Here is a 26,453-nt window from a genome sequence, read left to right on the forward strand (position 1 = left end):
TCCTCCGCCGACGAGCGCGTCGAGGCCGCGAGGCGGTCGACCCGCCGAACAGGCGAGGTTCCCGATCCGGCCGCCGGGAGAACACAGAAGGCCCGCTCTCTCGAGCGGGCCTTCCGTGGTGGTGGATCCGAGGGGATTCGAACCCCTGACCTCTTCATTGCGAACGAAGCGCGCTACCAACTGCGCCACGGACCCGTGCCTTCCGAGCCGTCACCGGCCCGAACAACTCGTCCACACTAGCACGGACGAGCAGGCGCCTCGCACTCGGGTCAGGCCCCGCGGCGGCGCTGCAGCGCCTGGTCGAGGTCGATCGCGTCGACGCCGTCCACGACGCCCATCGCGGCGAAGCGGGAGGAGGGACGCGGCGCCTCGGGAGCGGGAGCGGCGGCACGCGGGACGCGCAGCGGCGCCACCTCGGGAGCGGTCGCGGCGGCGCGCTGGGCGAGCTCCGCCTCCGCCGCGGCGGTGCGCAGGCGCTCCACGGCGTCGATCGACGCCATCGCGGAGGCGGCCACCGTGCCCCGGGAGAGGTAGAGCGGCTTGGGGAGCGGCTGCGGCGTCCAGCTCGCACGGTCCTCGGCGAGCTCCTCGGAGGCGTCGTCCGCCGCCTCCTCGGCGAGCTCGGCCTCGAAGACCTCGGCGCGCCGGCGCTCGGTCGCGGCGGCCGTCGTCGCTGTCGCGGCCGGAGCGGCGGCGCGGCGGCGACCCGGAGCCAGCAGGATCAGCGTGCCGAGCCCCGCGACGGCGAGGAGCAGGCCGACGAGCGGCACCGCACCCGTGCCGCCGAAGGGCAGCATCACGAGCCCGACCAGCGCGGCGACCGCCCCGACCAGCACGGCCAGCGCGGCGCCCTGGCGCCAGCGCAGGACCGAGGGCCCTGACCGCGTGCTCCGCCGTGCGCTCGCGGTCGCCCGTCGCAGCGCGTCGCGCGCCGCCTTCTCCGCCTGTGCCAGCTCCATCGCCTGTGCCTTCTCTTCGGCTCGTCGTCGTGTCTCGGTCACCCGGAGCCGGCGCTGCTGCAGCGCCACCTCGCGGGCCGTCGCCTCCGCACGCACGTGCTCGGGCACTTCCGCGGTCTCGGCGAGGATCCGCAGCGTCTGCTGCAGCCTCACCGCGTTGCGCTCGGTCGCGTTGTACGACCGCCTGCGCATCCACGTGGGGATCAAATAGGCGACCCACAGAACGGCGGCGAGCGCCCAGACGACGCCCCCGCCCAGCCAGTCGCTACTCATGCGGACAACGCTAGGAGCACCGGGCACTCCCGTCCGTCATTACGGGTAGGTGTGTCCGTGCGGATCGCGGATCAGCCGGGGCCCCGTCGGAGGGACACCGGCGCCGTCGGAGGGTCCGGAGAGACCCGAGCGGCGCGAGGCGCGGAGGTCCGCGTCGGTCGGCAGGCCGACCTCCGACGGGACCTGCCCGTCGAGGTAGCGGCGGAGCACGCCGCGGGGCACCTCCTCCGCCACGAGGGCGAAGCAGAAGTGGTCCCGCCAGTCGCCGTTGATGTGGATGAAGCGCCGCCGCAGGCCCTCGTAGCGGAAGCCGAGCTTCTCGACCACGCGCAGGCTCGGCCGGTTCTCCGGGCGGATGCAGATCTCGATCCGGTGCAGGCCCAGGTCGAGGAAGGCGTGGTCGGCAGCGAGTGCCACGGCGATCGGAGTGATCCCCCGCCCGGCGTAGCGCTCGGACACCCAGTAGCCGATCGACCCGGAGGAGAGCGAGCCGTACCCGATGTTCGAGATGTTGAGCTGCCCGGCGAGCTCGCCGTCCCAGTCGATGAGGAACGGCACTCCCCCGCCGGCCCGCGCGTTCTGCTGCAGCGAGCGGATGCTGGCGCGCACGTCGAACGCGGCGCCTCCCCGGGGGTCGGACGCCTCCCACTGGCGCAGCCACGACCGGTTCGCGATCAGCTCCCGCTCGAGAGGGCGGGCGTCGCGCACGCGGATGGGGCGGACGGTGACACGACCCTCGGTGAGCGTCGGGATCGGGAGCGGCATGATGCGACCCTACTGCTCCGCCGCACTGCGGGAGGGGGACTGGACTCCGCGGCGTTCCGTGCTCTCGGGGAACGGACGAACGGACGGGATCCCGTGCCGCAGCAGGGGGTCCCGTCCGTTCCGGAGGAGCGCTCGCCGGGGCTCAGAGGCCGGCGACGAAGTCCTTCAGCCAGGGCTTGAGGTCCTTGCCGAGGTCGTCGCGGTCGGAGGCGAGCTGCACGATGGCCTTGATGTAGTCGAGCTTGTCGCCGGTGTCGTAGCGGCGGCCGCGGAACACGACGCCGTAGACGCCGCCGAACTCGGCCGGGTCCTGCGCCATGCGCTCCAGCGCGTCGGTCAGCTGGATCTCGCCGCCCTTGCCCGGAGCGGTGTGCTCGAGCACGCCGAACACGTCGGGCTTCAGCACGTAGCGGCCGATGATCGCGAGGTTCGAGGGGGCGTCCTCCTTGGAGGGCTTCTCGACCAGCCCGGTGATCCGCACCACGTCGTCCTCGTCGGTCGCCTCGACCGCCGCGCAGCCGTAGAGGTGGATCTGGTCGGGGTCGACCTCGAGCAGCGCGACCACCGTGGTGTCGCGCTGCTCGGCGACGTCGATCATGCGGGAGAGCAGCGGGTCGCGGGCGTCGATCAGGTCGTCGCCGAGGAGCACGGCGAAGGGCTCGTCGCCGACGTGGCGCTGCGCGCGGGAGACCGCGTGGCCGAGGCCCTTCGGCTCGCCCTGACGGACGAAGTGCACGTCGGCGAGGTCGCTGGCGTACTTGACGTGCTCGAGCTTCTTGTCGTCCTTCTTCTGGGACAGGTTCTGCTCGAGCTCGGGCACCGAGTCGAAGTGGTTGGCGAGCGCGTTCTTGTTGCGCCCGATGATCACGAGCACGTCCTGGAGGCCGGCGTCCGCAGCCTCCTCGACCACGTACTGGATCGCCGGCTTGTCGACGACCGGCAGCATCTCCTTGGGGATGGCCTTCGTCGCCGGCAGGAAGCGGGTGCCGAGACCTGCGGCGGGGATGACTGCTTTGCGGATTCGAGTGCCCATGGGGCGCCATCCTAGCGGCGGGGGAAGTCGCGGGAGTTTCGCGCCAGGACCGGCGACGGAAGGCGCCGGACCCCGTTCCGGGGCGGTCCGGGACGAGCGTCCCTCAGGGTCGTCCGCGCGGAGGCCGGCGCGGGGCCCGGTTCTAGACTGAGCGCATGCCAGCCGACATCACGCACGAGAAGCGGGCGCTGCGCGCCGAGCTGCGCGAGCGCCGCCGCACGCAGACCTCGACCGCTCGCGACCAGGCCGCGGAGCAGATCACCGCCCACCTGATCGAGCTCGCCACCCGCGTGGGGGCCCGCTCCCTCGCGTGCTACCTCTCCGCTCCGGACGAGCCGAGCACCCGGCCGTTCCTGGGCTGGGCCGAGAGCCACGGCATCCGCGTCCTCTTCCCCGTCTCGCGCCAGGACGGCCTGCTCGACTGGGCGGTCGGCGACGGCCACACCGAGACCCAGGGCCTGTTCGGCATGCCCGAGCCCGTCGGGCAGCTGCTCGGCCCCATCGCGATCAACGACGTCGACCTCATCGTCGTCCCGGCCGCCACCGTCGACCGGCAGGGGATGCGGATGGGCTGGGGGCGCGGCTACTTCGACAAGACCCTCGGCTCGATGGAGAAGTGCCCGCCGGTCTACGCCGTCGTCTTCGACAGCGAGCTCGTCGACCGGGTGCCCAGCGAGGTCCACGACCAGGCCGTCGACGGAGTCGTCACTCCCTCCGGCATCGTCGACCTGCGCCACTGACCCCGTCCTCCTTCTCCCCCACCCGCCTCCGAGGAGCCCCCTGTGCCCACCTACTCCTACCGCTGCACGCAGTGCGGCAACGCCTTCGACATCCAGCAGAAGTTCACCGACGACACGCTCACCGAGTGCCCGAGCTGCCAGGGGGCGCTGCGCAAGGTGTTCAGCGCGGTCGGCGTGACCTTCAACGGCTCGGGCTTCTACCGCACCGACTCCCGCTCCGGCGGGAAGTCGAGCGAGGGCGGCTCCTCCTCCTCGGGTGCCGGCTCGTCCGGCTCGGGCGCATCCGGCTCCGGCTCATCCGACTCGTCGTCGGGCTCCTCGGGATCGGGCGGCTCCTCCTCCGGATCCTCGGGTTCATCGGGCTCGGGCGGCTCCTCGTCCGGCTCGGGGTCCTCGGGCTCCGGATCGTCCTTCTCCTCGTCGTCCTCGGGCTCCTCCGGGTCCTCCTCCTCGGGTTCCTCCTCCGGGAGCTGACCCGCCACCCACCGCTCACGGCAGAAACGGAACCATCATGATCAACGGCTTCAAAGAGTTCATCCTCCGCGGCAACGTCATCGACCTGGCTGTCGCCGTGGTCATCGGCGCCGCCTTCACGACCATCGTCAACGCGATCGTGACGGGGATCTTCAACCCGCTCATCGGCGTGATCTTCGACGCCTCCTCCCTCGAGGCCCTGGTCTGGCCCATCCGACCGGGAGAGAACGGCGAGGACCCGACCGTCATCGCCTACGGCTCGGTCGTCTCGGCCCTGATCCAGTTCGTGATCGTCGCCTTCGTCCTCTACTTCGCGTTCGTCCTGCCGATCAACCACCTCAAGAACGCTGCCTTCGCCAAGAAGGCCGCCGACGCCCCCGCCGCGGAGGACAAGGCCCCCACCGAGCTCGAGCTCCTCGCCGACATCCGCGACCTGCTCGCCAACAACGGCACCGCCACCACCGCGAACTCCGGCAAGCACGTCGACTGAGTCGCTCTGTCTCCTTCCGCCGGAGGCGGAAGAGGACCGCGGTCGGCTTCCCGATGGGGGAACGCTTCGCAGAGCGTTGTGCGAACGGTGCGTCCGAAACGTCGGCACGCGTTTCGGACGGCACCTGCACCTTCGGGAGGTCGCCGAACGGGACCTTCGGCGTCTCCGACGGGGGCTGATCGGCCCTGTCTCCACGCGCTCCTCGATACCGGCGGGCACCGGGCGGGAAGCGGTCGGTCAACGGGCACCGGACGGGTGCAGTCGGTCAGCGGGCGCTGGGCGTGCGCGGTCGCCAGCGGGCGCCGGGCCGAAGCGGACGGTCAGCGCGCACCGGACGGAAGCGGTCGTCAGCGGGCATCGGACGGGAAGCGGTCGGCCACCGTCGACGGGCCCGACGTGAGCGGTCGCCAGACGTCCGCGTGATGTGGTCGCCCGTCGAGCAGGGGCGTGCCGGGGTGAGGTCCGGGACCGGCGTCGACTCGCGGACCGCCAGCCGCGCGGGTGGAATCAGTAGTGCGGGGGGACGTCCTGGCGCAGGCGCGCGTCGTTCGGGCCGGTGTCGGGGCGCGCGGGCGGCGCGGAGGGGTCGGCGACCGGAGCATCGTGCGGGGACGGATCGGTGCCGGGCTTCGCGGGGAGCGTCGCCCGCCGGCCGCCGCGGGTGCGCCGCAACGGGCGGTCGGCACCCGCGGGGGCGCCGGGATCCTGCGCCACGATCAGTCGCGCGGCAGCGGCTCGACGGGCTGCGTCTCCCCCGACGCCGGAGCGGCGGCGGCAGCAGGAGCGGCGGGAGCAGCAGCGGTGGGAGCAGCAGCCTCGCCGGCGGCGGGAGCAGCGGTCTGCTCCTCCCCCGCGGTCGCACCGATCAGCCCGGCCACCCGCGCGGCCACGGCCTCGGGGTCGGCGAACAGCTCGAAGTTGTGCACCCGCAGGTAGTGCCAGCCCAGCCGGCGCAGTAGCTCCGGACGCAGGCGCAGCGACACGCGCAGGCTCTGCGTGCTCACGTCGCGGTCGGTCTCGACCACCACGGCACGGGTCCCGTGCGCGGCGACGAGGGCCAGCTTGCCCTTGTGCCCGATGTTGACCCGGAGTCCGCGGCGCTCGAGGCGCGCGGCGAGATCCACCAGCATCGGCTCCGAGTAGTCGTCGCGGTCGCTCGGCTGGACGCGGTCCTCCGCCTCCTGCAGCACCTGCGCGAGCGCGACCATGCCGTAGCGCATGCGCGACTCGTCGATGTCGCCCGGGCGGAAGCACGAGACGATGTCCATCGAGCGGCGGGCACGGGTCATCCCGACCGCCAGCAGGCGCTCTCCGCCCGGCTCCGCGAGAGCGCCGAAGTTCGACAGCAGGCGGCCGTGGGGCGTCCGGCCGTAGCCGATCGAGAAGATGACGCGGTCGCGGCTCTGCGCGACCGACTGCTCCAGCGTCACGACGGCGAAGGGCTCGGGACGGTCGCCGAGGATGAAGTCGCTCAGATCGGTGCGCTTGGCGAAGGCCGTCAGCACCGCCTGCTGCACCCGCACGGCGTGGCGAGGACTCGCGGTGATGACCATCAGCGACTCGCGCGGACGGATCACCGCGTGCTCGAGCACCAGCTCGACCACCTTCGCGACCTCGGCGTCGACGGACTCGACGGCTCCGGAGTCGTTCTCGGGCATGCCGTGCCCGCTCGCGATGTAGTGGAAGCGGAGCGAGTCGTGTCCGAGGAACGAGCCGGCCCAGGGCAGCGAGTCGATGCGGCCGCCGTAGAAGCGGCGGTTGACCAGCTCGGCCAGGTCCTCGCCGCCCGCGCGGTAGCTGCGGGTGAGCGTGACGGTGTTGAGCAGCTCGCCGAGGCGGGCGAGCGCCGACTGGGCGTGCAGCGCTTCCACGTCGGTCCGCGAGGCGGTGGAGCCGAACTCCGGCGTCTCGTCGACGCGCAGGCCGAAGGGAGTGGGGGTCTGCGTGACCGGGTCGCCGAACGCGACGACCTGCTTGGCCCGGCGGATCGCTCCGACGTTCTCGGCCAGCGTGGTCGCCCCGGCATCGACGAGGAACACCGCGTCGAAGGTCGTCTCGGTGCCGATGCGGTGCACCTCGTACGGCGAGGCGAGCCAGGCCGGAGCGAGCACGCGCGAGAGGTGCGGAGCGGCCTTCTGCAGCTCCTGAGGGGTCGTCGCCGCCTCGGTGCGCAGCAGCGCGCGCAGCGCGTCGCGCTCCTGCGGCCAGTCGACGAGCCCGATCTTCCAGGTCTCGGAGAGCTTCCAGGCCAGCAGCTCGGCGCTCGAGGCGGCGTGCGCCTCGTCGACGAGCTTGAAGTCGGCCTCGAGCCGGTCGAGCACGCTCGTGTTGCCGCCGAGCAGCGCACGCTCGTCGGTCAGCATGATCTCGAGCGCCGAGCGCCACCAGGCCAGGTCCAGCTCGCCCGCGACCAGCTCGGCCGGCACGTGGCGGCGCGAGAGGTCGGTGAGTAGCGGGTCCAGGCCCCAGTCGCGCAGGGTGGCGAGGAGGGTCGTCCGCTCCTGGAGGTTGGCCAGCACCTCGCTGTCCTCGGCGAGGCCGGACACCATCGAGGCCAGCTCGGCGAGAGGGAGCGAGGCGAGCTGCAGGTTCGTCCCGCGGCGGCCGAGCGGCTCGTCGAGACGGCTCAGCTGGTCGGTCACCTGCTGGTAGGCCACCTGCACGTCGGCGACGCCGACCGGGACCTCGGGGATCGTGCCGGCGACCGCGTAGCGCTGCCACAGCGTCCGCTGCTGCTGCACCCGGCGGAGCGCCGCGTTGAGGTCGGTGACGTGCGCGCCGGGACGCAGGTACTCGCGGGCGAGCTTCTTCAGGCGCCGGCGGTTGGTGGACGACATCTCGGCGGCCTCGCGGCGCGGCGAGGTGGCGACGATGAGGTCCTGGATCGAGCGGTCGAAGACGGCCGGCTGGAACTTGTCCAGCGTCTCGCGGACGTCCTGCAGCAGGCGCAGGTAGATGCCGAGCTCGGCGACCGACTCGAACGGGCGCATCCGCGTCTGGCCGATGACGTCCTGGGCGCGGTCGAGCAGGCGCGGCAGGTCGCGCAGGTGCAGTCGCTTGGCCAGCTCGTGGGCGACCTCGGCGTCGGCGGTGGAGTCGAACTGGGCCCCGTACCAGGGCGAGTCGCCCGGGCCGTAGCGGAACTCGCCCAGGCGCGCCGACTCGATCAGCATCCGGGTCGCCTCGGGGCGGCTGTGCGCGAGAGCGGTGACGGAGCGGCGGTCGAGGCGGGCGGCGGTCGACGGGGGCGTCCGCAGCTGCGAGAGGCGGGCGAGCTCCTCGAGGGCCTGCAGCGCCGAGACGCCGAAGCTCTCGTCGCGCCGGGAGAGCGCGCCGCGGTAGTCGAGCAGCACCTTCCGCAGCCGGAGCAGGGCGTCGTCGATCTCGCTGATGGAGGGGCGCGCGGCCTTCTCGTTGCGGCCGATCGACTGGATGAGGTCGCGGCGGAGCGTGCGGGGCCCGACCGCGATGCCGCCCAGGCCCGCCGAGAGCAGGCGCTGGTGGATGCTGTCGAGGCTCGACCGGCGGGCGCTGACGACCAGCACGCGCTTGTGCTGGGCGGCCAGGGCGCCGATCGCGTTGACGATGGTCTGGGTGCCGCCCGTGCCGGGGAGGGTCTTCACGACGAGCGAGTTGCCGGCCGCGATGTTCGCGATCACCTGCTCCTGCTCGGCGTCCGCGTCGAGGAGGAGGTTGTCGGTCGCCGGAGGACGCTCGTCCTGCGGGATGATCGACGCCACCTTCTGCGACTGCTGCAGCGCCCGCTTGGCGGCCGGGTTCCCGGCGACGGCGTCGAGGACGGGGTGCTCGAGCATCCGGGCGTCGCGGAGCATGTCGCCCGCCACGTCGGCGAAGCTCGAGACCACGAGGCGCGGGTGCACGGCGAACCACGGCAGGTGCGAGGTCAGGCCGCGCAGCTGGTCGATGACCGGCTGCGGCTTGAAGACGCCGTTCTGCACGGCCAGCTCGACGAACTGCTCGGGGTCGATCGTGATGCCGAACTGCTGCTTGAGGGCACGCGCGAGCTGCGGGTTGAAGTAGGGCTGGCCCTTGAGCTTGAGCTCGAAGTCGCGGCCGTAGCGGCGGATGGCGAGCGGGCGCAGGAGCACGGGTGCGGTGAACTCCGTGTCGCCGGCGCGCCACTGGGCGAGGCCGATGGCGAGGTGGACGCCCTCGATGCCGCGGACCGAGCGCAGCTCGATCCCCTTGTCGGTGATCGCACCCGCGGCGTTCTTCGCGGTGCGCAGGGCGAGCTCGTCGCGGATGAGCGAGGAGAGGAGCGTCGTCTTGCCCGAGATGAACGGGGGCAGCCCGCCGGGGTGCGTGGTCGAGAGCTCGATGCGCGTCCGGGGCGAGTCCACGAAGTGGAGCAGGGGCGACGGACCGCCGACCTTGGCGAGCTCGTCGCGCCACGACTGCCACACCGGATCGGCCACGTTGCCGCCCTGGTAGCCGGCCTCGCCGCTCGTCACCTGCACGGGAGAGGTCGCCGTCGGGGAGAGCCGATGCGCGGACGCCTCCCCCTGGTCACCGGATTCGGGTGAGGTCGCCACCGGTCCGGCTCCTGGGAAATCGTCGACTCGTTGCACACGGACACCCTAAACCGGGCACCTCCGAAAGGCCGTAGCGACGCGGGTCGGCGGCACGGCACCTCCGTACGGCTCACCGGGCCGGAGCATCGGAGGAACGCGGAGCCCAGGGTCGGATCGGCGAGCGCGCCCGCCCGATCGGGGCGGGCGGGGGGCTCAGGAGGGCCAGACGGCCAGGGGCGGCGCCGTCTCGACCCGGCGCTCGTCGCCGACCACGCGGATCCGGCTGCTCACGCGATCGTGCCCGGCGGCAGCGGCGACCGCGGTCATGACGAGCTGAGCGTGGTCGCGCGCGAGATGCCCGAAGGCGCTCCGCAGATCGACGGGACGGCCGGTGGCGAGCGACACGGCGATGCGGGCGACCGCCTCCTCCGAGAGGTCGAGGAGGCACGCCTGCTCGGCGAGGACGGCGAAGTCGATCCGCGGCGCGGCCTCCGTGGCGGCACCGGCCGCCCACGGGTGCTCGGGGCGGAGGCATCCGGCGCGGACGAGGAGCTGCTCCGCGGCCTCGAGGCCGGGCCCGGCGAGGACGGGGATCATGCCGCGGTCCGCTCGGCGCGGCGCCCGGAGGCGCGGACCCCGACGGACACGACGGCCGACAGCAGGCAGGCGACGCCGGCGATCAGCGGCGCGAGCCAGCCGAGGACGCTCACCTCGTCGACGTCCGTGCCGAAGTACTGCCAGTGCGCGATGGCGTAGACGGAGAGGGAGAAGAAGCAGAGCGCGACGCCCGTGAGCGCCGACACCAGGTCCGCCGGACGGACGAGGGGCTCGTGCTCCGCCGAGGCGGCCTGCTCGCTCGCGGGCTCGGAGAGGGCGGCGGCCGGGACCTGCGGGAGGGTCGCGGTGGCGGGGTGCTGCGTCATGTCTCCGAGGGAACCAGCCGCGCGGTGTCACGGTCGTCACTCGCTGGCATGACGTCCTGAGCCGAGCGGATGGTGGCGCAGTCGGCCGGTCAGGGAGCGACGGGGACGTCCGCTCGGGCCGGTCGGCGTCCGAGCGACGACTGGAACCGCAGCAGGTACCCGTCGGGATCGGCGACCACCAGCTGACGGACGCCCGCCTCCTCCGCTCCGACCCGGTACCAGCGGGTCTCGAGCGGCGAGAACAGCGGCGTCCCGGCCTCGGCGAGCGCCGCTGCCGTCCGGTCGGCGTCGTCGACGTGCAGCTGCAGGTTCATCCCCCGGCCGAGCGGGCGCTCCAGCGGTGCCGCGATCCAGTTGCGGCCCCGCCCCGCCTCTTCGAGCATCACGTGCGCGGAGCCGAGGACCAGGTACGCGAAGCCCTCCTCGGGCCGGGCGTAGTGGATCCGGAACCCGCAGGGACCGCACCAGAATCCCAGGCTCCGGTCGAGGTCGGCGACGAGCAGCTCGGGGACGAGATCGGGATCGGCCATCCGCGCGGTCTACGCCTCGGCGCTCTCGGGGCGCTTCGTGCGGCCCGGGAGCAGGAGCAGGCCCGAGACGCCCACGACGATCAGCAGGATGGCCGCGACCGTGACGAAGGAGGCCAGCGCCAGCACGGGCATGATGATCGTCAGGACGCCCGCGATGACCGAGGCGATCCCTGCCGCGATCGGCAGCCACGCGGGGCCGGCGACGGTGCGGCCGCTGGTGATGCTCGAGACGCCGTCGAGGATCCAGCCCGCGCCGATCACGAGGCCCAGGACGCTCAGCGACTCGAACGGGTTCGACAGGCACAGGATGCCCGCGACCAGGATCAGGGCGCCGAGCAGGCCCGCGAGCCAGCGCACCCGGGCATCGAGCCGCGAGGCGGTGAAGGCCAGCAGCAGGCGGAAGACGCCCGCGGCGATCAGGTGGATGCCGAAGACGATGGCGACGGTCAGCAGCGTCGGACCGGGGATCAGGACGGCGATGACGCCGAGCACGATCGCGATCAGCGAGACGGCGATGATCCACCAGCGCTCGACGGAGGTGCGGGACATCGTGGGCGCGGCGGTCTCGGACATGGCGTTCCTTCGCGTCGGGGAGTGCGGACCCCTCGAACGTTAGGGCACCGGGGCGGGGTGGCGCGGGGCCTTGCGCCCGCCCGCCCGAGGACGCAGGTCAGTGCCGCGATCCGGTGCGCGCCGCGGCACGGTGCCGCCGCACGCGGCGCACAACGAGCGCGAGCAGCAGCACGCCGAACGCGCTGTAGATGATCGCGTCGAGCACGCCCGCGTACTGGTCGACGAGCTCGTACTGCGTGCCGAGGGCCGCGCCGAGGCCGATCAGCAGGCCGTTCCAGACGCCGGAGCCGAGGATCGTCAGTCCCGAGAACAGCAGCAGGTTCATCCGCTCGGCCCCCGCGGGGAGCGAGATGAGGCTGCGCACGCCCGGGATGAGGCGACCGAAGAGGACCGCCCAGGTGCCGTGCCGGCGGAACCAGCCGACCGCCTTCTCGAAGTCCTCGCGGTCGACCAGCGGGAGCTTGGAGAGCAGGCGGATCGAGCGCTCCGTGCCGATGCGGTGGCCGAGCGCGTAGAGGATCAGGCCGCCGAGGTAGGCGCCGAGGGTCGCCGTGATCACGACCAGCACCAGGTTCATCCGGCCCTGCTGGGCGAGGAAGCCGGCCAGCGGCAGCACGAGCTCGCTCGGGATCGGCGGGAACACCGTCTCGATCAGCGTCAGCAGGCCGACGCCCGCCTCTCCGAGCGCGGCGATCACCCGCGCGGCGACGCCGACGAGTCCGGAGAGCTCGTCGATGCTGTCGGAGGAGGAGGCGGTCGCCACGGAGGCGGGGGCGAGGGCGAGGGTCGCGATCGTCATGACTGAGAAGCTACTCAGTCCGCCGAGCGCGCACCTGGGAATCCGGCGGCCCGCTCAGGGGCGGCCGGTGAGCACGACGGTGTCCGATCCCTGCAGCCGCACCTCGACCGAGGCGATCTCGGACAGCGGGAGCCCGGTGGCGAGGCTGGGCTCCATCGTCGTCCCCGGCGCGCTCGTCCACGATCCGACGGCCTCGGTGCCGCCCGAGGTGTCCGTGACGTAGAGGACGTAGCCGGCCGAGCCCGCGTACTGCTCGGCCGTGTCGGCCCAGCTGCAGTCCATGTCGATCCGCGTGCCCCACTGCTGCGGCACGAACCGCACGGAGGCCTCGACGGGGACGCCCGGAGCCGCGGCGAGCGAGACGGTCGAGCCGACGGTCTCGACGGGGGCGAGGGTCGGGCCGATCGCGAGCGGCAGGGCGACGGCGGCGGCGGCCGAGACGCCCGCGGCGGCGAGCACCAGGCCCGCGATGCGCAGCCGCGTGCGGCGGCGGACGGAGTCGGTGGCCGCGGCGAGGCGGGTCAGCAGTGCCGCCGGAGCCGGATCGCCGGCCGCCTCCGGCTCCTCGACCAGGCGCATCGCCTCGTCCTGGGGCAGGTGGGCCAGCAGGCCCGGCAGCGGGACGAACTCGGCGAGGGACTCGCGGCAGCCGGGGCAGGCGCGCAGGTGCAGCTCGTACTCGCGGCGGTCGGCAGCGGTCAGGGATCCGAGGAGGTACGCGGCGTCCCAGTCGCGGAAGGGGTCGTCGTGCCGGTCGTCGGAGGAGGGGTCGCGGCTCACAGCTCCGTCACCCCCCGCTCCTGCAGTGCGAGCTTGAGGGCCCGCATCCCGTAGTGCATCCGAGACTTGACGGTGCCCGGGGCGATCCCCAGCAGCGCGGCGATCTCGGTGACCGTGCGGCCGCCGTAGTAGGCGTGCACGATGACGGCGCGGTGGTCGTGGCTCAGTCCGCTGAGCGCGTCCGAGAGCAGCCAGGCGTCGAGCACCTGGTCGGTGCGGTCGGCGGTCGGGCGCTCGGGGACCTCGTCCGTGCCCAGCTCCCGGGCGTAGCGGGCGCTGCGGCGGTCGTCGATGACGAGGTTCCGGGCCACGGTGTAGAGCCAGGAGCGGGCGGCGGCCTCGCCCTGGGCGAGGATCTCGGGGTGCTTCCAGGCGCGCAGCAGCGCCTCCTGCACGACGTCCTCCGCCATCTGGCGGTCGCCGGTCAGGCGCAGCACGAACCGCCAGAGCGCGCTGGCGTGCTCGTCGTGCAGCGCACGCAGCATCTGGGCCTGATCCTCGGACATCTCCACCTCTTCCTGCACCAACGTAACGGGGGCCCGAACGGTTCAGCCGGTTCGCGCGAGCGGCCGCACTCTGGTACTCCGGAGTCGATGACCTTCCCCGATGCCGACGACGCCGCCCGCGTGCGCTCCTTCCTCCGCGACAACCGCTCGCGGATGCTCGACGACGTCCGGCACCTCGTGATGATCGAGAGCCCCAGCGACTCCCTCGAGGCGCTCGGCGAGCTGCACGCCTTCCTGGTGCACTGGGTGGGAGAACGGCTCGGGCACGACGCCGACGTGCAGCACGAGCGTGCGCAGGACGCGCCGACCGCGACCAGCTGGACCGTCCCGGCGAGCGGCGGCGCGAGACCGCACCGGGGCACGCGTCCGTTCGTGGCGCTGCTCGGCCACTACGACACGGTGTGGCCCCTGGGCACGACCCGCTCCTGGCCCTTCGCCGTCGACGGCGACCGCCTGAGCGGCCCGGGCAGCTACGACATGAAGGCCGGGCTGGTGCAGATGGTGTGGCTGGTGGCCGCGCTCCGCCACGCCGGCGTCCCGCATCCGGCCGTCCGCCTGGTGATGAGCGGGGACGAGGAGATCGGCAGCGCCGCCTCCCGCCCGTTCCTGGAGCGGCAGTGCGCGGGCGCCGACGCGGTCCTGGTGTTCGAGGGCGCGATCGGCGACGCGGTCAAGACGGCGCGCAAGGGCATCGGGCGCTTCGTGATCGACGTGGTCGGGGTCGAGGCGCACGCCGGGGTCGAGCCGGAGAAGGGGGCGAGCGCGATCCACGAGCTCGGCTCGCTGATCCCGCGGGTGCTGGCGATCGCGCGGGAGGAGGAGGGCACCTCGGTCAACATCGGAGTGGTCTCCGGCGGCTCGCGGGTCAACGTGACGACGGCCCGCGTGCGCCTGGAGCTGGAGGCGCGGATCCGCGGATCCGCCGAGGCCGCCCGCGTCGAGGCCGAGCTCGACGCGCTCACCGCCGCCGACCCGCGCATCCGGCTGGAGGTGCGCGGCTCCTGGGAGCGGCCCGTCTTCGAGCGGACCGCCTCCGTCGCCGCGCTCTACCGCAGGGCCGAGCGGGTCGCGAAGCGGATCGACGTCCCCCTCCGCGAGATCGCGGTCGGCGGGGCGAGCGACGGCAACCTCGTCGCCGCGCTGGGCCTGCCGGTCCTCGACGGGCTCGGCGCCCCGGGCGAGGGTGCGCACGCGCGCAGCGAGGCGATCGGCATCGAGGGCATGCTGGAGCGGACGGCGCTCGCCGCGCTGCTGGTCGCCAGCTTCGGCGACGAGCACTGACCGGCTGCAGAGGAAGGACGAGCGGATGACCCTGTACGAATCGCGCCCCGTGGGCGTCGTGATCGAGGCTCCGGCCGCGGAGGTGTACGCCTTCGTCTCCGACCCGGCGAACCTTCCGCGGTGGGCCGCGGGCCTCGCCTCCGCCGCGCTCGAAGAGGTCGACGGACGCTGGTTCGCCGACTCGCCGATGGGCCGGGTCGAGGTGCGCTTCGCCCCGCAGAACCCGTTCGGCGTCGCGGACCACGAGGTCACGCTCCCCGACGGGACGGTGGTGGACAATCCGCTCCGGGTGCTCGTGAACGGGGACGGCGCCGAGGTGGCCTTCACCGTGCGGCGGCGCCCCGGGATGAGCCTCGACGACTGGGACGAGGACTGCGCGCGGGTCGCGGACGACCTCGAATCGCTCCGGCTGCTGTTCGAGCGCGGGGCGCTGTAGGTTCGTCACAGCTCCGGCGCAGGGCCGGCACCCGTGAGAACGAGGACGCGATGACCTCCCCCGATCGTCCGAGCACCCGCCCCGCGAGCGGCATCGAGCTCAACGGCCTCGACACGATCCAGGAGTCGGAGCGGCACGGCCGCCCTCGCGACCTGTTCTGGCCGTGGTTCGCCGCGAACGTGTCCGTGCTCGGGCTGAGCTACGGCTCCTTCCTCCTCGGCTTCGGCCTCTCCTTCGGGCAGGCGACGCTCGTCAGCGTGATCGGGATCGTCGTCTCGTTCCTCTTCTGCGGTCTGGTCGCCGTCGCCGGCAAGCGCGGCTCCGCCCCCACGATGGTGCTCAGCCGGGCGGCCTTCGGGGTCGACGGCAACCGCCTCGTCTCGGTGATCTCCTGGCTGCTCACGGTGGGCTGGGAGACGGTGCTGGCCTCACTCGCGGTGCTCGCGACGGCGACGGTGTTCGAGGAGTTCGGCTGGGACGGGGGCGTGCTCACCAAGGTGGTCGCGCTGATCGTGGTCGCCGCGCTCATCGTGATCGCCGGGATCGCGGGTTTCCGCCTGATCATGCGGCTCCAGCTCGCGATCACCGTCGCGACCGCCGTGCTGACCGTGGTCTACGTCGTGCTCGTCCTCGACCGGATCGACCTCGCCGCCGTCGGCGCCCTGCCCGCGGGCTCGGCCGCCGCGGTCATCGGCGGGCTCGTGTTCATGATGACCGGCTTCGGGCTGGGCTGGGTGAACGCCGCGGCCGACTACTCCCGCTACCTCCCCCGCGGTGCCCGCACGAGCGGAGTGATCGCGTGGACGACGATCGGCGGAGCGGTCGCGCCCGTCGTGCTGGTGGTGGTCGGCCTGCTGCTGGCCGGCTCCTCGCAGGAGCTCTCGGACGCGATCGCCGCGGACCCGATCGGAGCGCTCGCCGGGATCCTGCCGACCTGGTTCCTGCTCCCCTTCATCGTCGTCGCGCTGCTCGGCCTGATCGGCGGGGCCGTGATGGACATCTACTCCTCGGGCCTGGCGCTGCTCAGCACGGGGCTCAAGGTCTCGCGGCCGGTGGCCGCCGGGATCGACGGCGTGCTGATGGTCCTCGGAGCGGTCTACGTCGTGTTCGTCGCGGGCGACTTCCTCGGCCCGTTCCAGGGCTTCCTGATCACCCTCGGCGTGCCGATCGCGGCCTGGCTCGGCGTCTTCCTCGCGGACCTCCTCCTCCGTCGGCGCGACTACGACCAGGAGGCTCTGTACGACTCCCGCGGCCGCTACGGCAGCGTCTCGGCGGTCCCCGTGGCCCTCGTGCTGATCGGCGCCGTCGTCGGCTGGGGCCTGGTGGTCAACTACTCCCCCGGGTTCGAGTGGGAGGGCTACCTCCTCGGCCCGCTCGGCGGCCGCGACGGCGACTGGGCCGGCGCCAACCTCGGCGTCCTCGTGGCGCTCGTGATCGGCTTCGCGGGAACGCTCGCCCTCTCGCGCGGGGCCGTCCGCCGCCAGGAGGCCTCGGCGTGAGCCTGCTCGTCGCGATCGACCTGCAGCACGTCTTCGCCGACGCCGAGTCGCCGTGGGGATCCGGCGGATTCGAGCGCGCGGCCGAGGGGACCCGCCGGCTCCTCCCGGCGTTCGGCGAGCGGGTCGTGACCACCCGCTTCGTCGCCCCGGAGCGGCCCGCCGGCGCGTGGATCCCCTACTACCGCGAGTGGCCGTTCGCGCTCGTCCCCGAGAGCGACCGGCTCTACGAGCTCGCGGCCGGGTTCGAGGGCCACCGCACGATCACCGCCACGACCTTCGGCAAGTGGGGGCCCGAGCTCGAGGCCGAGCTCGACGACTCCCGCGAGCTCGTGCTCACCGGCGTCTCGACCGACTGCTGCGTGCTCTCGACGGCGCTGGCGGCCGCGGACGCCGGAGTGCGGGTCAGGGTCGCCGCGGACGCCTGCGCGGGCGCCTCCGAGGCCGACCACCAGCGCGCGCTCGACGCCATGTCCCTGTACGCGCCGCTGATCGAGATCACGACCGTGGACGCGGTGCTGGCGGACCTGCGCGCCCGGGGCTGAGACCGCGGTCGGGACGCGAGCCGCTCGCGCCGGTCGGCCCCGCGCGTCGCGGGGCGACCCCGTCACCCGGCATGATGTCGGCATGTCCTCCACCGACGAGCGCGTCAGCCCGGCTTCCCGCACCCTGGTCATCGGCGAGGCGCTGATCGACATCGTCGAGCGCGACGGCAGCGCCACGGAGCACGTCGGCGGCTCCCCGGCCAACGTCGCCCTCACGCTCGCCCGACTCGGGCGACCCGCGACCCTCGTCACCGACATCGCCGACGACGAGCGCGGCCGCCGCATCAGCGCCCACCTCGAGGCCTCCGGAGTGGAGGTCCGGCACGGCGACTCGGAGCGCACCAGCACCGCTCGGGCGGTCCTCGCCGCGGACGGGTCGGCCCGCTACGTCTTCGACCTCTCCTGGAACCCGCCGGCGGCGGACCCGGAGGGCGCCTCCCACGTCCACACCGGTTCCATCGCGATCTTCCTCGAGCCGGGCGGATCCGCCGTGCTCGAGCTCCTCGAGGCTCTGCCCGCCGGAGTGACGGCGAGCGTCGACGCGAACATCCGCCCGGCTCTGGTCGGCGCGCACGCCGAGGCGCTCGCGCGCTTCGAGCGGATCGCCGCCGCGTGCGAGGTCGTGAAGCTCAGCGACGAGGACGCGGAGTGGCTCTACCCGACGATGCAGCTCGACGAGGTCCTCAGCCGGCTGCTCTCCCTCGGGTCGCAGCTCGCGGTCGTCACCCGCGGCGCGGAGGGACTTCTGCTGGCCTCGGCCGTCACGCGGGTGACCGTGCCCGCCGCCCGGATCGTGGTGGCGGACACGATCGGCGCCGGCGACTCCGCGATGGGCGCGATCCTCGACGAGGCGTTCCGCCAGGGCCTCGGCGCCGCGAACGGGATGCTGCTCGACGGCCCCGCCCTGCACGCGATCGGCCGCCACGCCGCGCACGTCGCCGGCATCACGACCTCCCGCTCCGGCGCGAACCCGCCCACCCGCGACGAGCTCTGAGGACCGGGGGCGGACCTTCTGCAGGACGCCCCTGGTGCTCGCGTCGGGACGCGGAGATACTGGGCGCACCTCGACGGAAAGGCGTGCCGTGCCCACTTCACTGAGCCCCTACATCGGCTTCGACGGCTCCGCGCAGGAGGCGATGGAGTTCTACCGGGACGTCCTCGGCGGCGAGCTCAGCTCCAGCCGCTTCGGCGACTTCGGGATGAGCGCGGATCCGGCCGACCAGGACCGGATCATGCACGCCCAGCTCGTCACGCCGAGCGGGATGATCCTGATGGGCTCCGACTCCCCCTCCTCGAGCCCGGCCGAGAGCGGCGCCCGCATCACGATCGCGCTCTTCGGCGACGACGACGCCGAGCTGAGCGGCTACTGGGACGGCCTGGCCGAGGGCGGCACGGTCGTCGAGCCGCTGGTCGCCTCGCCCTGGGGCGACCGCTTCGGGATGCTGGTCGACCGCTACGGCGTCGGCTGGATGGTGAACATCGCCGCTCCGCCGGCCTGACGCTCCTCCCCAGCGCGGGATCGGGGCACGCCTCCCCCGGGTGCGTCCACCCGTCCCGCCGGGCGCCGCGGCAGGCGCAGAATGGAGGGGCCGCTCCCGCTCCGGGAGCCGTCCCACCTCTCACGAAGGCTGCAGATGACGATCACGCTCGGGTACAAGGCATCGGCGGAGCAGTTCGGCGCCCGGGAGCTCGTCGAGCTCGCGGTCGGCGCCGAGCGGCACGGCTTCGAGACCGCGGTCGTCTCGGACCACTTCCAGCCGTGGCGGCACACGGGCGGGCACGCGCCGTTCTCCCTCGCCTGGCTCGCCGCGGCCGGTGAGCGCACCTCCACCATCACCCTCGGCACCTCCGTCATGACCCCGCACTACCGCTACAACCCCGCCGTCATCGCCCAGGCGTTCGGCACGCTCGGCGTGCTCTACCCCGAGCGGATCATGCTCGGCGTCGGCACCGGCGAGGCGCTGAACGAGGTCGCCACCGGCTATCAGGGCGCGGGCGAGCAGACCTGGCCCGACTTCAAGGAGCGCTTCGCCCGCCTGCGCGAGGCCGTGCGGCTGATGCGCGCGCTGTGGGCGGGCGACCGCGTCACCTTCGACGGCGAGTACTACTCCACGCACGAGGCGTCGATCTACGACAAGCCCGAGAGCGGCGTGCCGGTCTACATCGCGGCGGGCGGCCCCGTCGTCGCCAAGTACGCCGGCCGGGCGGGCGACGGCTTCATCTGCACGTCGGGCAAGGGCATGGAGCTCTACACCGAGAAGCTGCTCCCCGCCGTCGAGGCGGGCGCCGCGGCGGCCGATCGCGACTCCTCGACCATCGACCGCATGATCGAGATCAAGCTCTCCTACGATCCCGATCCGGCGCTCGCGCTCGAGAACACGCGCTTCTGGGCGCCGCTCTCGCTGTCGCCGGAGCAGAAGCACTCGCTGACCGATCCGGTCGACATGGAGCGCGCCGCCGACGAGCTGCCGATCGAGCAGGTCGCGAAGCGCTGGATCGTCGGCTCCGACCCCGAGGAGACGGTCGCGCAGATCAAGCCCTACGTCGACGCGGGCTTCACCCACCTGGTCTTCCACGCCCCGGGCGACGACCAGCAGCGCTTCTTCGACGCCTTCGAGCGCGACCTCGCGCCGCGGCTGCGCGCGCTCTGACCTCCCGCCTCCGCCACGACCCCCTTCGGAAGGGCCGCTCCCGCATGACCACGGCCACCCTGCTCGCCCGGCTCGACCGCGGCGAGGCGCTGACGCGCGAGACCGCCGAGGAGCTCCTCGGCGCGCGCGGCGACGACCTCGACCTGGTGCTGGAGGCCGCCGGCCGCCTGCGCGACGACGGACTCGCCCGCCGCGGACGGCCCGGCGTCGTCACCTACTCGCGGAAGGTCTTCGTCCCGCTGACCAAGCTCTGCCGCGACCGGTGCCACTACTGCGTCTTCGTGGAGACACCGGGCGGGCTCGCGGCCAAGCGCGAGTCGACCTTCATGGAGCCGGAGGAGATCCTCGAGGTCGCCCGCGCCGGTGCCGCGCTCGGCTGCAAGGAGGCCCTGTTCACGCTCGGCGACCGCCCGGAGGACCGGTGGCCGATCGCCCGCGCCTGGCTTGCCGAGCACGGCTACGCCTCGACGCTCGAGTACGTGCGCGCGATGGCCGTCCTGGTGATGAGCGAGACGGGCATGGTCACGCACCTGAACCCCGGCGTGATGTCGTGGGCCGAGCTGCAGCGGCTCCGCCCGGTCGCGCCCTCGATGGGCATGATGCTCGAGACGACCGCCGAGCGCCTCTGGTCCGAGAAGGGCGGCGTGCACTACGGCTCCCCGGACAAGGACCCGGCGCTGCGCCTGCGCGTGCTCGAGGACGCGGGACGCAGCCGCATCCCCTTCACCACCGGCGTGCTGCTGGGCATCGGCGAGAACGCGGCGGAGCGGGCGGACGCCCTCTTCGCGATCCGCGAGTCCCACGAGCGGTGGGGCCATGTGCAGGAGTGCATCGTCCAGAACTTCCGCGCGAAGCCGCGGACGGCCATGCAGAACGAGGTCGACCTCGAGCTGCAGGAGTACGTGGCCAACGTCGCGGTCGCGCGCCTCGTGCTGGGCGCCGAGGCGACGATCCAGGCGCCGCCGAACCTCACCGACGAGCAGGAGCTCGGGCTGCTGCTGCGCGCCGGGGTCGACGACTGGGGCGGTGTCAGCCCGCTCACGGCGGATCACGTGAATCCGGAGCGCCCCTGGCCGAACATCGACGACCTCGCGCGGCTCACCGCGGCGGCCGGCTACCGGCTGCACGAGCGGCTGACCGCCCACCCGCAGTACCTCCGCGACTCGGCCACCTGGATCGATCCGCGGGTCGCTCCCTACGTCGAGGCGCTCGCCGACCGCGGGACCTGGCTCGCCGACGAGGCGGCAGCGGTCCTCCCCCGGCCCTACCGCGACTCGCTCGACGCCATGCCCCGACCGGTCGCGCCCGCCCTCGGCGCCGTGCTCGCCCGGGCGGAGACGGACCCCGCCGGTCTCGAGGACGCCGACTACCTCGCCCTGCTCGCAGCCGACGGCGACGACCTCGACGCCCTCTCCGCTCTGGCGGACGACCTGCGGCACGACGCCGCCGGCGACGAGGTCTCGGTCGTCGTCAACCGCAACATCGACACCTCCCTCTGGGGAGACGGCGGGCTGACCGTCGAGCGGCTGGAGGAGCTCGCCGACGAGGCGGTCGCGCTCGGCGCCACCGAGCTCTGCCTCCAGGGCGCGATCGGACCGGAGCACCCGGGCGACGATCTGCTGCTGATCGTCCGCACGCTGAAGGAGCGGCAGCCCTCGCTGCACCTGCACGCCTACCGGCCCGGCGAGATCCTCGAGGTCGCCCGGCGCACGGGCCGAACCCTGCCCGCGATGCTCGACGCTCTGCGCGAGGCCGGCGTGGACTCCGTCCCGGGGACCGCCGCCCGCATCCTCGACGACGACGTCCGCGCCGTCCTGAGCGAAGGGACGGACCCGACCGTGGCCGAGTGGCGCGAGGCGATCACGGCCGCGCACCGCAGCGGCCTCCGCTCCACCTCGACCATGGTCTACGGACACGTCGAGACCCCCGAGCAGCAGCTCGCGCACCTGCGCACGCTCGCGGCGATCCAGGACGAGACCGGCGGCTTCACCGAGTTCATCGCGATGCCCTTCGTCCCGGCGGAGGCGCCTCCGGCCGTGGTGCGCGCGAGCCGGGGCGGGCCGACCCTCCGCGAGACCCGCGCCGTGCACGCCGTCGCACGGCTCGTCCTCCACGGCCGGATCGCCCACGTGCAGACCGCCTGGACCAAGCTCGGACTGCACGCGGCGCAGGTCCTCCTCCGCGGCGGGGCGGACGACCTCGGCGGTCTGCTGCTCGACGGCGCCCTGCGGCCCGAGGCCGGAGCGGAGGCCTACCGCTCGCTCGACATCGCGACCGTCGCCCGGCTGAGCGGCGAGATCGGCCGCGGCTGGCGCCAGCGCACCACGACGTACGGCGTGATCGCGCCGGAGAGGGCGCTGCGGGCGGAGCCCGTCGCAGCGGCGGGTCCGCAGCGGATGCGCCTCCCGGTCCGCGGGACCCGCCGGGCGTCATGACCCGCTCCGAGTACCTGCGGCGCCAGGCCGATCTGGTCCGGGAGGAGCGGATCGAGTCGGGCAGCGCCACCGTGCGGCTGCTGACCGCGGGCGCCGAGAGCCCGCGCGCGGTCCTGCTGCTGACCGGCGTCGGCCGGGGCGCGCGGAGCGACACCGGGCTGCTGCTGCCGATGCTGGCGCGGCGCCACCGCGTCGCCGCGCTCGAGCTCGCCGATCTCGGCGACCCCTGGCTCGACGGACCCGCCGCGGTCCGCGCCTCCCTGGACGCGCTCGGCGCCGACGAGGCCGTCCTGATCGGCCACTCGCTCGGAGCCGCCGTGGCCCTCGCCGCGGGCGATCGGCGGGTGCGCGCCCTCGCCCTCGTGGCCGGATGGCTGCGGCCGACGGAGCGCCTCCTCCGCGCGGCGCGCCTCTGGCCGATGCTCCCGCCCGACGCGCAGGAGGAGGCCGCTCGGCTCCTCGCCGTCCGCTCGGCCACCGCCTCCTCCCCGTGGGGCGCCGACGTCGCCAGGATGCTCGCCGCCTCCGCCCGGGCCGACGTCGCTGCGGCCGCCTCGGACTGCCGGGTTCCGACCCTCGTGGTCGGCTGCTCCGCCGACGCTGTCGCCGGAGTCGAGGGCGCCGAGGCCCTGCTCGGCGCGATCGACGACGCCCGCTACGCCGTCCTCGACGCCGGTCACGCGGTGCTCGCCGAGCGGCCCGCCGAGCTCCTCGCCGTCCTCAAGCACTTCCTCGCCGATCCGCACCGCGACCCGGCGGGCAGCGTCCTGGCGAGGACGACGGTCTGATGGACGTCGACGTCGTCGTGATCGGCGCCGGGTTCGCCGGGCTCGGAGCCGCGGTCCGCCTGGAGCGCCGCGGCGGGACCTCGTTCGTCGTGCTGGAGCGCGCCGAGCGGATCGGCGGGACCTGGCGGGACAACGTCTACCCCGGAGTCTCCTGCGACATCCCCTCGCACCTCTACTCCTACTCCTTCGCCCCCGAGGCCGACTGGTCGGCGTTCTACGCCCCCGGGGCCGAGATCCAGTCCTACCTCGAGCGCGTCGTCGAGAAGGAGGGCCTGGCGCCCCGGCTCCGGCTGGGGACCGAGGTGCTCGAGGCGGTCTTCGACGAGGAGGCGCACCGCTGGCGGGTGCGCACCTCCCGGGGCGACTACTCCGCCGCGGTCCTCCTCGTCTGCGCGGGGCGCCTCTCCGAGCCCCGCCTCCCGGCCGTCCCGGGCCTGGATTCGTTCGCGGGTCCCGCCTTCCACTCCGCACGCTGGCGGGACGACGTCGACCTCGACGGGAAGCGCGTCGGCATCGTCGGCTCGGGAGCCTCCGCCGTGCAGATCGTGCCGCACCTCGCCGAGCGCGCCGCCGAGGTGGTGCTCTTCCAGCGCTCGGCCCCGTACGTCGTCCCCCGCCGGAACCGCCCGTACCCGCCGGAGGAGCGCCGAACCCTCTCCCGCGCGCCCGGGGCCCTCGCGAGGCTCCGCGAGGAGCTGTTCTGGCGCGCCGAGCTCGGCTTCGCCGGCCGCGTCGCCGTGCCCGAGGCCATCGACCGGCTGCGGGCGGAGGCGCTCGGCCACCTCGAGGCGCAGATCATCGATCCCGCGCTCCGCGCCGTGCTGACTCCGGACTACGAGATCGGCTGCAAGCGCGTGCTCCTCTCGGACGACTACTACCCCGCTCTCGCGCAGCCGCACGTCCGCGTCGTCCCCGGTCCGCTCCGGCGCCTCACGGAGGGGGCCGCGCTCGGCGACGACGGCGTCCCGCACGGGGTCGACGTGCTCGTCTTCGCGACCGGCTTCCACTCCACGCGGCCGCCCTTCGCCCGGCGCATCCGCGGCCGCGGCGGCGTCCTCCTCGCCGACCGCTGGGCCGACGGCATGGTCGCGTACGAGTCGACCGCGGTCCACGGCTTCCCGAGCCTCTTCGTCGTCAACGGCCCCAACGCGAGCCTCGGCCACAACTCCGCGGTGCACATGATCGAGACGCAGATCGCCTACGTGCTCGCCGCGCTCGACCACCTCGCGGTCTCCGGCGCCGACCGGCTCGAGGTCACCGCCGAGGCCGAGGCCGCCTCCGTCGCACGGCTCGACGCCCTCAGCGCCGACACCGTCTGGACCAACGGCGGCTGCGAGAGCTGGTACCTGGACGACAACCGGCGACTCACCCTGCTCTGGCCCGACTTCGCCTTCGCCTTCCGCGAGGAGCTCGGCCGGTTCGACCCCTCCGCCTACACGACCTGACCGCGGCTCGCTATCGTGACCGCATGACCGACCGCGTGCTCGCTCCCGAACGGCCCGCCGACGGTGCGAAGCCGAAGGGACCGGCCTCGTACTTCCCGAGCATCGAGAAGACCTACGACCGTCCCGTCCAGGACTGGCTGGACCTCGCCGACGAGCGTCTGCGCTCCGAGCCGCACATGCAGGTCGTCACCTGGCTGAAGACCGAGCACGGCCTGGGCCACGGCCACGCCAACGCGATCGTCGCCTACGTCCGGGCCGCCCGCGCCTGACCGGTCCGCCCGTCGTCCGCACAGGCTAGGCCCGCCGGCCTCCCCGGACCACCCGTCGTCGGCGCCCGCGCCGTCCGGGGATAATCGGGGCATGCGCGAAGACGACGATGTCGATCTGGTGATCGACGCGTGGGCCGGGGCCCTGCCCGACCTCGATCTCGCGCCTCTGGACGTCGTCTCCCGCCTCCGCCGGCTCAGCCCGCGCGTGCAGGAGGTGCGGCGGCAGTCCTTCGCCGTCAGCGATCTCGCCCCGTGGGAGTTCGAGCTCCTCTCGCTGCTGCGGCAGCGCGGGGAGGGCGGGATGACGCCCTCGGCCCTGGCCACGCACCTCGCGCTGTCCAGCGGCAACCTCGCCAGCCGCGTCGACCGCCTCGGGGCCCGCGGGCTCGTGGTCCGCGAGCAGAACGCCGCCGACTCACGCAGCAAGATCGTCTCGCTCACCCCGCGGGGCACGAAGCGGGTCGACGAGGCGATGCGGAATCTCGTCGCCGCCGAGGGCGAGGTGCTCGCCGACCTGGACGCCGCGCAGATGTCGGTCCTCATCGAGTGCCTGCGGCGGATCAGCGACACCCTCGACCGACTGCAGTGACGCGCTACGCCCGACGAGCCTGAGAGGTCAAGCCCGTTCGGAGAGACGGGCACCGGACGTAGCGTGAAGCGTGCACGGTCGAGGCGTCAGCCACCCGTGCGAATGATCGCGAAAGCGGAGAGCACCATGACACAGATTTCTTCTATCCAACCCGCGCGATGGAGCCGGAACGGAGTCAGGATCGTCGTCGTTCCCGGGGCGGAGCTGCCCCGGTTCCGACTCGAGATCGACGCCCGACTGACCACCGCGCCCTCCCTCGTCCCCACCGGACCCTTCTCGACCGTCGAGGAGGCCGAGCGGGCCGCCGAGGTCGCCGCCGGCCTGCTGGGGGCGAAGATCCCGGCCTGAGCGCACACCCGTCGAGACGGCCGGATCAGCCCGCGAGCTCCGCGAGCGATCCGGTCGGGACCGCGATCCACCCCTCGGCCTCCGCCGCCTCCTGCAGTTCGGGAGGCACCGGCAGGGTCGCGCCCAGGGCGTGGGCGCGGGCGTTGAGAGCGGCGACGACGGCGTCGAACGCGTCGTCGGAGCGGCTCATCAGCGCGAGCGCGGGCGCCGGCACATCGAGCCAGGGCGCGGCCCGTCGCAGCGACTCCGCGGCGAGCGCCACGGCCTCCGGTCGCGTCTTGTACCCCGTGGTGTCCACTCCCCAGAGCCGCAGCGCCGCCGCCGGGTACGCCTCGACGAGCCGTCCGCGCCCGGAGCGGTCGACGTCCTCTCCGCTCGCGGCGAAGGCGTCGAGCAGCTCCGCACAGCGCATCGCGGTCATCCCGAGCCGGTCGGTCGAGACGCTGAGCGGCCAGCGGCCGGTGACCTCGCGCGCCACCCGGTCCGTCTCGCGGTACGCGAGGCGGCGGCGCCAGTCGCGTCCCGCGAGCGTCCGCGGCGAGACCTCCCGTCGCGTGTGCGCGGAGACGAACGCCGCGAACTCCACCGGCCAGCCGAACGCGCAGTCGATCCCGATGACCGCCGCGTCCCGTGACGCATCGACGATCGTCGCGTCCTCGGCGCCGAGTACGAGCGAGCGGACGACGGCCCGGCCGCCGGAGAACTCGAGGGCGGCGAGAGCGGTGCGCACCGGCTCCGCAGCGAGGTCGACACCGATCGTGAGCACGGGGACAGGGTAGGCGCTCCGGCGCTA

General features: G+C 73.6%; 29 protein-coding genes and 1 tRNA gene. 16 read left to right on the forward strand and 14 right to left on the reverse strand.

The features are described from left to right. Window positions 1-119: 119 nt before the first annotated feature. The 4 genes from C5C50_RS06005 to galU form a co-directional block, all read right to left on the reverse strand. Window positions 120-195 (reverse strand) — tRNA-Ala (locus C5C50_RS06005). A 74-nt stretch (window positions 196-269) separates the two neighbouring features. Beyond that, the gene (locus C5C50_RS06010) at window positions 270-1,232 is read right to left on the reverse strand and encodes a hypothetical protein (RefSeq protein ID WP_104223216.1); all 963 of its coding nucleotides are present in this window, start codon (window positions 1,230-1,232) and stop codon (window positions 270-272) included. Between the two features lie 39 nt (window positions 1,233-1,271). After that, window positions 1,272-1,997: a GNAT family N-acetyltransferase gene (locus C5C50_RS06015; protein ID WP_104273095.1), complete on the reverse strand. Its 726-nt coding sequence runs from the start codon at window positions 1,995-1,997 to the stop codon at window positions 1,272-1,274. 142 nt (window positions 1,998-2,139) lie between these two features. After that, window positions 2,140-3,030 (reverse strand): UTP--glucose-1-phosphate uridylyltransferase GalU, encoded by an 891-nt coding sequence (gene galU, locus C5C50_RS06020; RefSeq protein ID WP_104223218.1) that lies wholly within the window; start codon window positions 3,028-3,030, stop codon window positions 2,140-2,142. Between the two features lie 155 nt (window positions 3,031-3,185). On the opposite strand from galU, the gene C5C50_RS06025 reads away from it, so the two are divergent. Genes C5C50_RS06025 through mscL form a run of 3 tightly spaced genes read left to right on the forward strand, consistent with a single transcriptional unit; the run spans window position 3,186 to window position 4,734 of the window. Continuing rightward, entirely contained in the window at window positions 3,186-3,770 is a 585-nt protein-coding gene (locus C5C50_RS06025; RefSeq protein WP_104223219.1) for a 5-formyltetrahydrofolate cyclo-ligase, read from the forward strand. A gap of 42 nt (window positions 3,771-3,812) precedes the next feature. After that, complete coding sequence (locus C5C50_RS06030; RefSeq protein WP_104273096.1) at window positions 3,813-4,244, forward strand: FmdB family zinc ribbon protein; 432 nt, start codon at window positions 3,813-3,815, stop codon at window positions 4,242-4,244. Window positions 4,245-4,281: 37 nt separating this feature from the next. Further along, window positions 4,282-4,734 carry a large conductance mechanosensitive channel protein MscL gene (mscL, locus tag C5C50_RS06035; protein ID WP_181027096.1) on the forward strand — a complete coding sequence of 151 codons (453 nt, stop codon included), beginning with the start codon at window positions 4,282-4,284 and terminating at the stop codon, window positions 4,732-4,734. A gap of 507 nt (window positions 4,735-5,241) precedes the next feature. Here the strand turns inward: mscL and C5C50_RS06040 are convergent. The 9 genes from C5C50_RS06040 to C5C50_RS06080 all read right to left on the reverse strand — a co-directional run bounded on the left by C5C50_RS06040 (window position 5,242) and on the right by C5C50_RS06080 (window position 13,377). Next, window positions 5,242-5,448 carry a hypothetical protein gene (locus tag C5C50_RS06040; RefSeq protein WP_104273097.1) on the reverse strand — a complete coding sequence of 69 codons (207 nt, stop codon included), beginning with the start codon at window positions 5,446-5,448 and terminating at the stop codon, window positions 5,242-5,244. Between the two features lie 2 nt (window positions 5,449-5,450). Then, window positions 5,451-9,287 carry a DEAD/DEAH box helicase gene (locus C5C50_RS06045; RefSeq protein ID WP_374954494.1) on the reverse strand — a complete coding sequence of 1,279 codons (3,837 nt, stop codon included), beginning with the start codon at window positions 9,285-9,287 and terminating at the stop codon, window positions 5,451-5,453. Between the two features lie 192 nt (window positions 9,288-9,479). Further along, window positions 9,480-9,863 (reverse strand): hypothetical protein, encoded by a 384-nt coding sequence (locus C5C50_RS06050; RefSeq protein WP_104238332.1) that lies wholly within the window; start codon window positions 9,861-9,863, stop codon window positions 9,480-9,482. Next, a complete protein-coding gene (locus C5C50_RS06055) occupies window positions 9,860-10,189 on the reverse strand; it encodes a hypothetical protein (RefSeq protein WP_104273098.1) in 330 nt (109 codons plus the stop codon). Before C5C50_RS06055 ends, C5C50_RS06050 begins: the two co-directional genes overlap by 4 nt. An 89-nt stretch (window positions 10,190-10,278) precedes the next feature. Then, a complete protein-coding gene (locus C5C50_RS06060) occupies window positions 10,279-10,719 on the reverse strand; it encodes a VOC family protein (RefSeq protein WP_104225074.1) in 441 nt (146 codons plus the stop codon). A gap of 9 nt (window positions 10,720-10,728) precedes the next feature. Further along, the gene (locus C5C50_RS06065; protein ID WP_104225073.1) at window positions 10,729-11,292 is read right to left on the reverse strand and encodes an HdeD family acid-resistance protein; all 564 of its coding nucleotides are present in this window, start codon (window positions 11,290-11,292) and stop codon (window positions 10,729-10,731) included. Window positions 11,293-11,389: 97 nt separating this feature from the next. Next, window positions 11,390-12,091 (reverse strand): DedA family protein, encoded by a 702-nt coding sequence (locus tag C5C50_RS06070; protein ID WP_104225072.1) that lies wholly within the window; start codon window positions 12,089-12,091, stop codon window positions 11,390-11,392. 54 nt (window positions 12,092-12,145) lie between these two features. Next, complete coding sequence (locus C5C50_RS06075) at window positions 12,146-12,871, reverse strand: anti-sigma factor (RefSeq protein ID WP_104273099.1); 726 nt, start codon at window positions 12,869-12,871, stop codon at window positions 12,146-12,148. Beyond that, window positions 12,868-13,377 (reverse strand): sigma-70 family RNA polymerase sigma factor, encoded by a 510-nt coding sequence (locus C5C50_RS06080; RefSeq protein WP_104225070.1) that lies wholly within the window; start codon window positions 13,375-13,377, stop codon window positions 12,868-12,870. The genes C5C50_RS06075 and C5C50_RS06080 overlap by 4 nt, the downstream gene beginning before the upstream one ends. Window positions 13,378-13,464: 87 nt before the next feature. On the opposite strand from C5C50_RS06080, the gene C5C50_RS06085 reads away from it, so the two are divergent. The 13 genes from C5C50_RS06085 to C5C50_RS06145 all read left to right on the forward strand — a co-directional run bounded on the left by C5C50_RS06085 (window position 13,465) and on the right by C5C50_RS06145 (window position 25,660). Continuing rightward, window positions 13,465-14,658 carry a M20/M25/M40 family metallo-hydrolase gene (locus C5C50_RS06085; RefSeq protein ID WP_104273100.1) on the forward strand — a complete coding sequence of 398 codons (1,194 nt, stop codon included), beginning with the start codon at window positions 13,465-13,467 and terminating at the stop codon, window positions 14,656-14,658. Window positions 14,659-14,683: 25 nt separating this feature from the next. Continuing rightward, window positions 14,684-15,094 (forward strand): SRPBCC family protein, encoded by a 411-nt coding sequence (locus C5C50_RS06090; protein ID WP_104246714.1) that lies wholly within the window; start codon window positions 14,684-14,686, stop codon window positions 15,092-15,094. Window positions 15,095-15,144: 50 nt separating this feature from the next. Further along, the gene (locus tag C5C50_RS06095) at window positions 15,145-16,593 is read left to right on the forward strand and encodes a cytosine permease (RefSeq protein WP_104249451.1); all 1,449 of its coding nucleotides are present in this window, start codon (window positions 15,145-15,147) and stop codon (window positions 16,591-16,593) included. Further along, a complete protein-coding gene (locus C5C50_RS06100) occupies window positions 16,590-17,135 on the forward strand; it encodes a cysteine hydrolase family protein (RefSeq protein ID WP_104273101.1) in 546 nt (181 codons plus the stop codon). The genes C5C50_RS06095 and C5C50_RS06100 overlap by 4 nt, the downstream gene beginning before the upstream one ends. An 82-nt stretch (window positions 17,136-17,217) precedes the next feature. Continuing rightward, window positions 17,218-18,129, forward strand: a complete 912-nt coding sequence (locus tag C5C50_RS06105; RefSeq protein ID WP_104232867.1) for a carbohydrate kinase — start codon at window positions 17,218-17,220, stop codon at window positions 18,127-18,129. 88 nt (window positions 18,130-18,217) lie between these two features. Continuing rightward, the gene (locus tag C5C50_RS06110; protein WP_104246718.1) at window positions 18,218-18,634 is read left to right on the forward strand and encodes a VOC family protein; all 417 of its coding nucleotides are present in this window, start codon (window positions 18,218-18,220) and stop codon (window positions 18,632-18,634) included. A 135-nt stretch (window positions 18,635-18,769) separates the two neighbouring features. Beyond that, on the forward strand, window positions 18,770-19,786 hold the full coding sequence (gene fgd, locus C5C50_RS06115; protein WP_181074566.1) for a glucose-6-phosphate dehydrogenase (coenzyme-F420): 1,017 nt from the start codon (window positions 18,770-18,772) through the stop codon (window positions 19,784-19,786). A 44-nt stretch (window positions 19,787-19,830) separates the two neighbouring features. Beyond that, complete coding sequence (cofG, locus tag C5C50_RS06120) at window positions 19,831-22,221, forward strand: 7,8-didemethyl-8-hydroxy-5-deazariboflavin synthase CofG (protein WP_104273102.1); 2,391 nt, start codon at window positions 19,831-19,833, stop codon at window positions 22,219-22,221. Beyond that, entirely contained in the window at window positions 22,218-23,009 is a 792-nt protein-coding gene (locus C5C50_RS06125) for an alpha/beta fold hydrolase (protein WP_104273103.1), read from the forward strand. Before cofG ends, C5C50_RS06125 begins: the two co-directional genes overlap by 4 nt. Then, a complete protein-coding gene (locus C5C50_RS06130) occupies window positions 23,009-24,454 on the forward strand; it encodes an NAD(P)/FAD-dependent oxidoreductase (RefSeq protein WP_104273104.1) in 1,446 nt (481 codons plus the stop codon). Before C5C50_RS06125 ends, C5C50_RS06130 begins: the two co-directional genes overlap by 1 nt. 23 nt (window positions 24,455-24,477) lie before the next feature. Beyond that, on the forward strand, window positions 24,478-24,723 hold the full coding sequence (locus C5C50_RS06135; RefSeq protein WP_104273105.1) for a DUF4287 domain-containing protein: 246 nt from the start codon (window positions 24,478-24,480) through the stop codon (window positions 24,721-24,723). A 91-nt stretch (window positions 24,724-24,814) separates the two neighbouring features. Continuing rightward, window positions 24,815-25,312: a MarR family winged helix-turn-helix transcriptional regulator gene (locus C5C50_RS06140; RefSeq protein WP_104261110.1), complete on the forward strand. Its 498-nt coding sequence runs from the start codon at window positions 24,815-24,817 to the stop codon at window positions 25,310-25,312. A 126-nt stretch (window positions 25,313-25,438) separates the two neighbouring features. Beyond that, window positions 25,439-25,660, forward strand: a complete 222-nt coding sequence (locus tag C5C50_RS06145) for a hypothetical protein (protein ID WP_146076606.1) — start codon at window positions 25,439-25,441, stop codon at window positions 25,658-25,660. A gap of 25 nt (window positions 25,661-25,685) precedes the next feature. Here the strand turns inward: C5C50_RS06145 and C5C50_RS06150 are convergent, their stop codons facing one another. Beyond that, window positions 25,686-26,426: a DUF429 domain-containing protein gene (locus C5C50_RS06150; RefSeq protein WP_104273106.1), complete on the reverse strand. Its 741-nt coding sequence runs from the start codon at window positions 26,424-26,426 to the stop codon at window positions 25,686-25,688. Window positions 26,427-26,453 lie beyond the last annotated feature (27 nt).

Source organism: Rathayibacter sp. AY1D9 (genome assembly GCF_002932395.1).
Taxonomy (GTDB): Bacteria; Actinomycetota; Actinomycetes; order Actinomycetales; family Microbacteriaceae; genus Rathayibacter.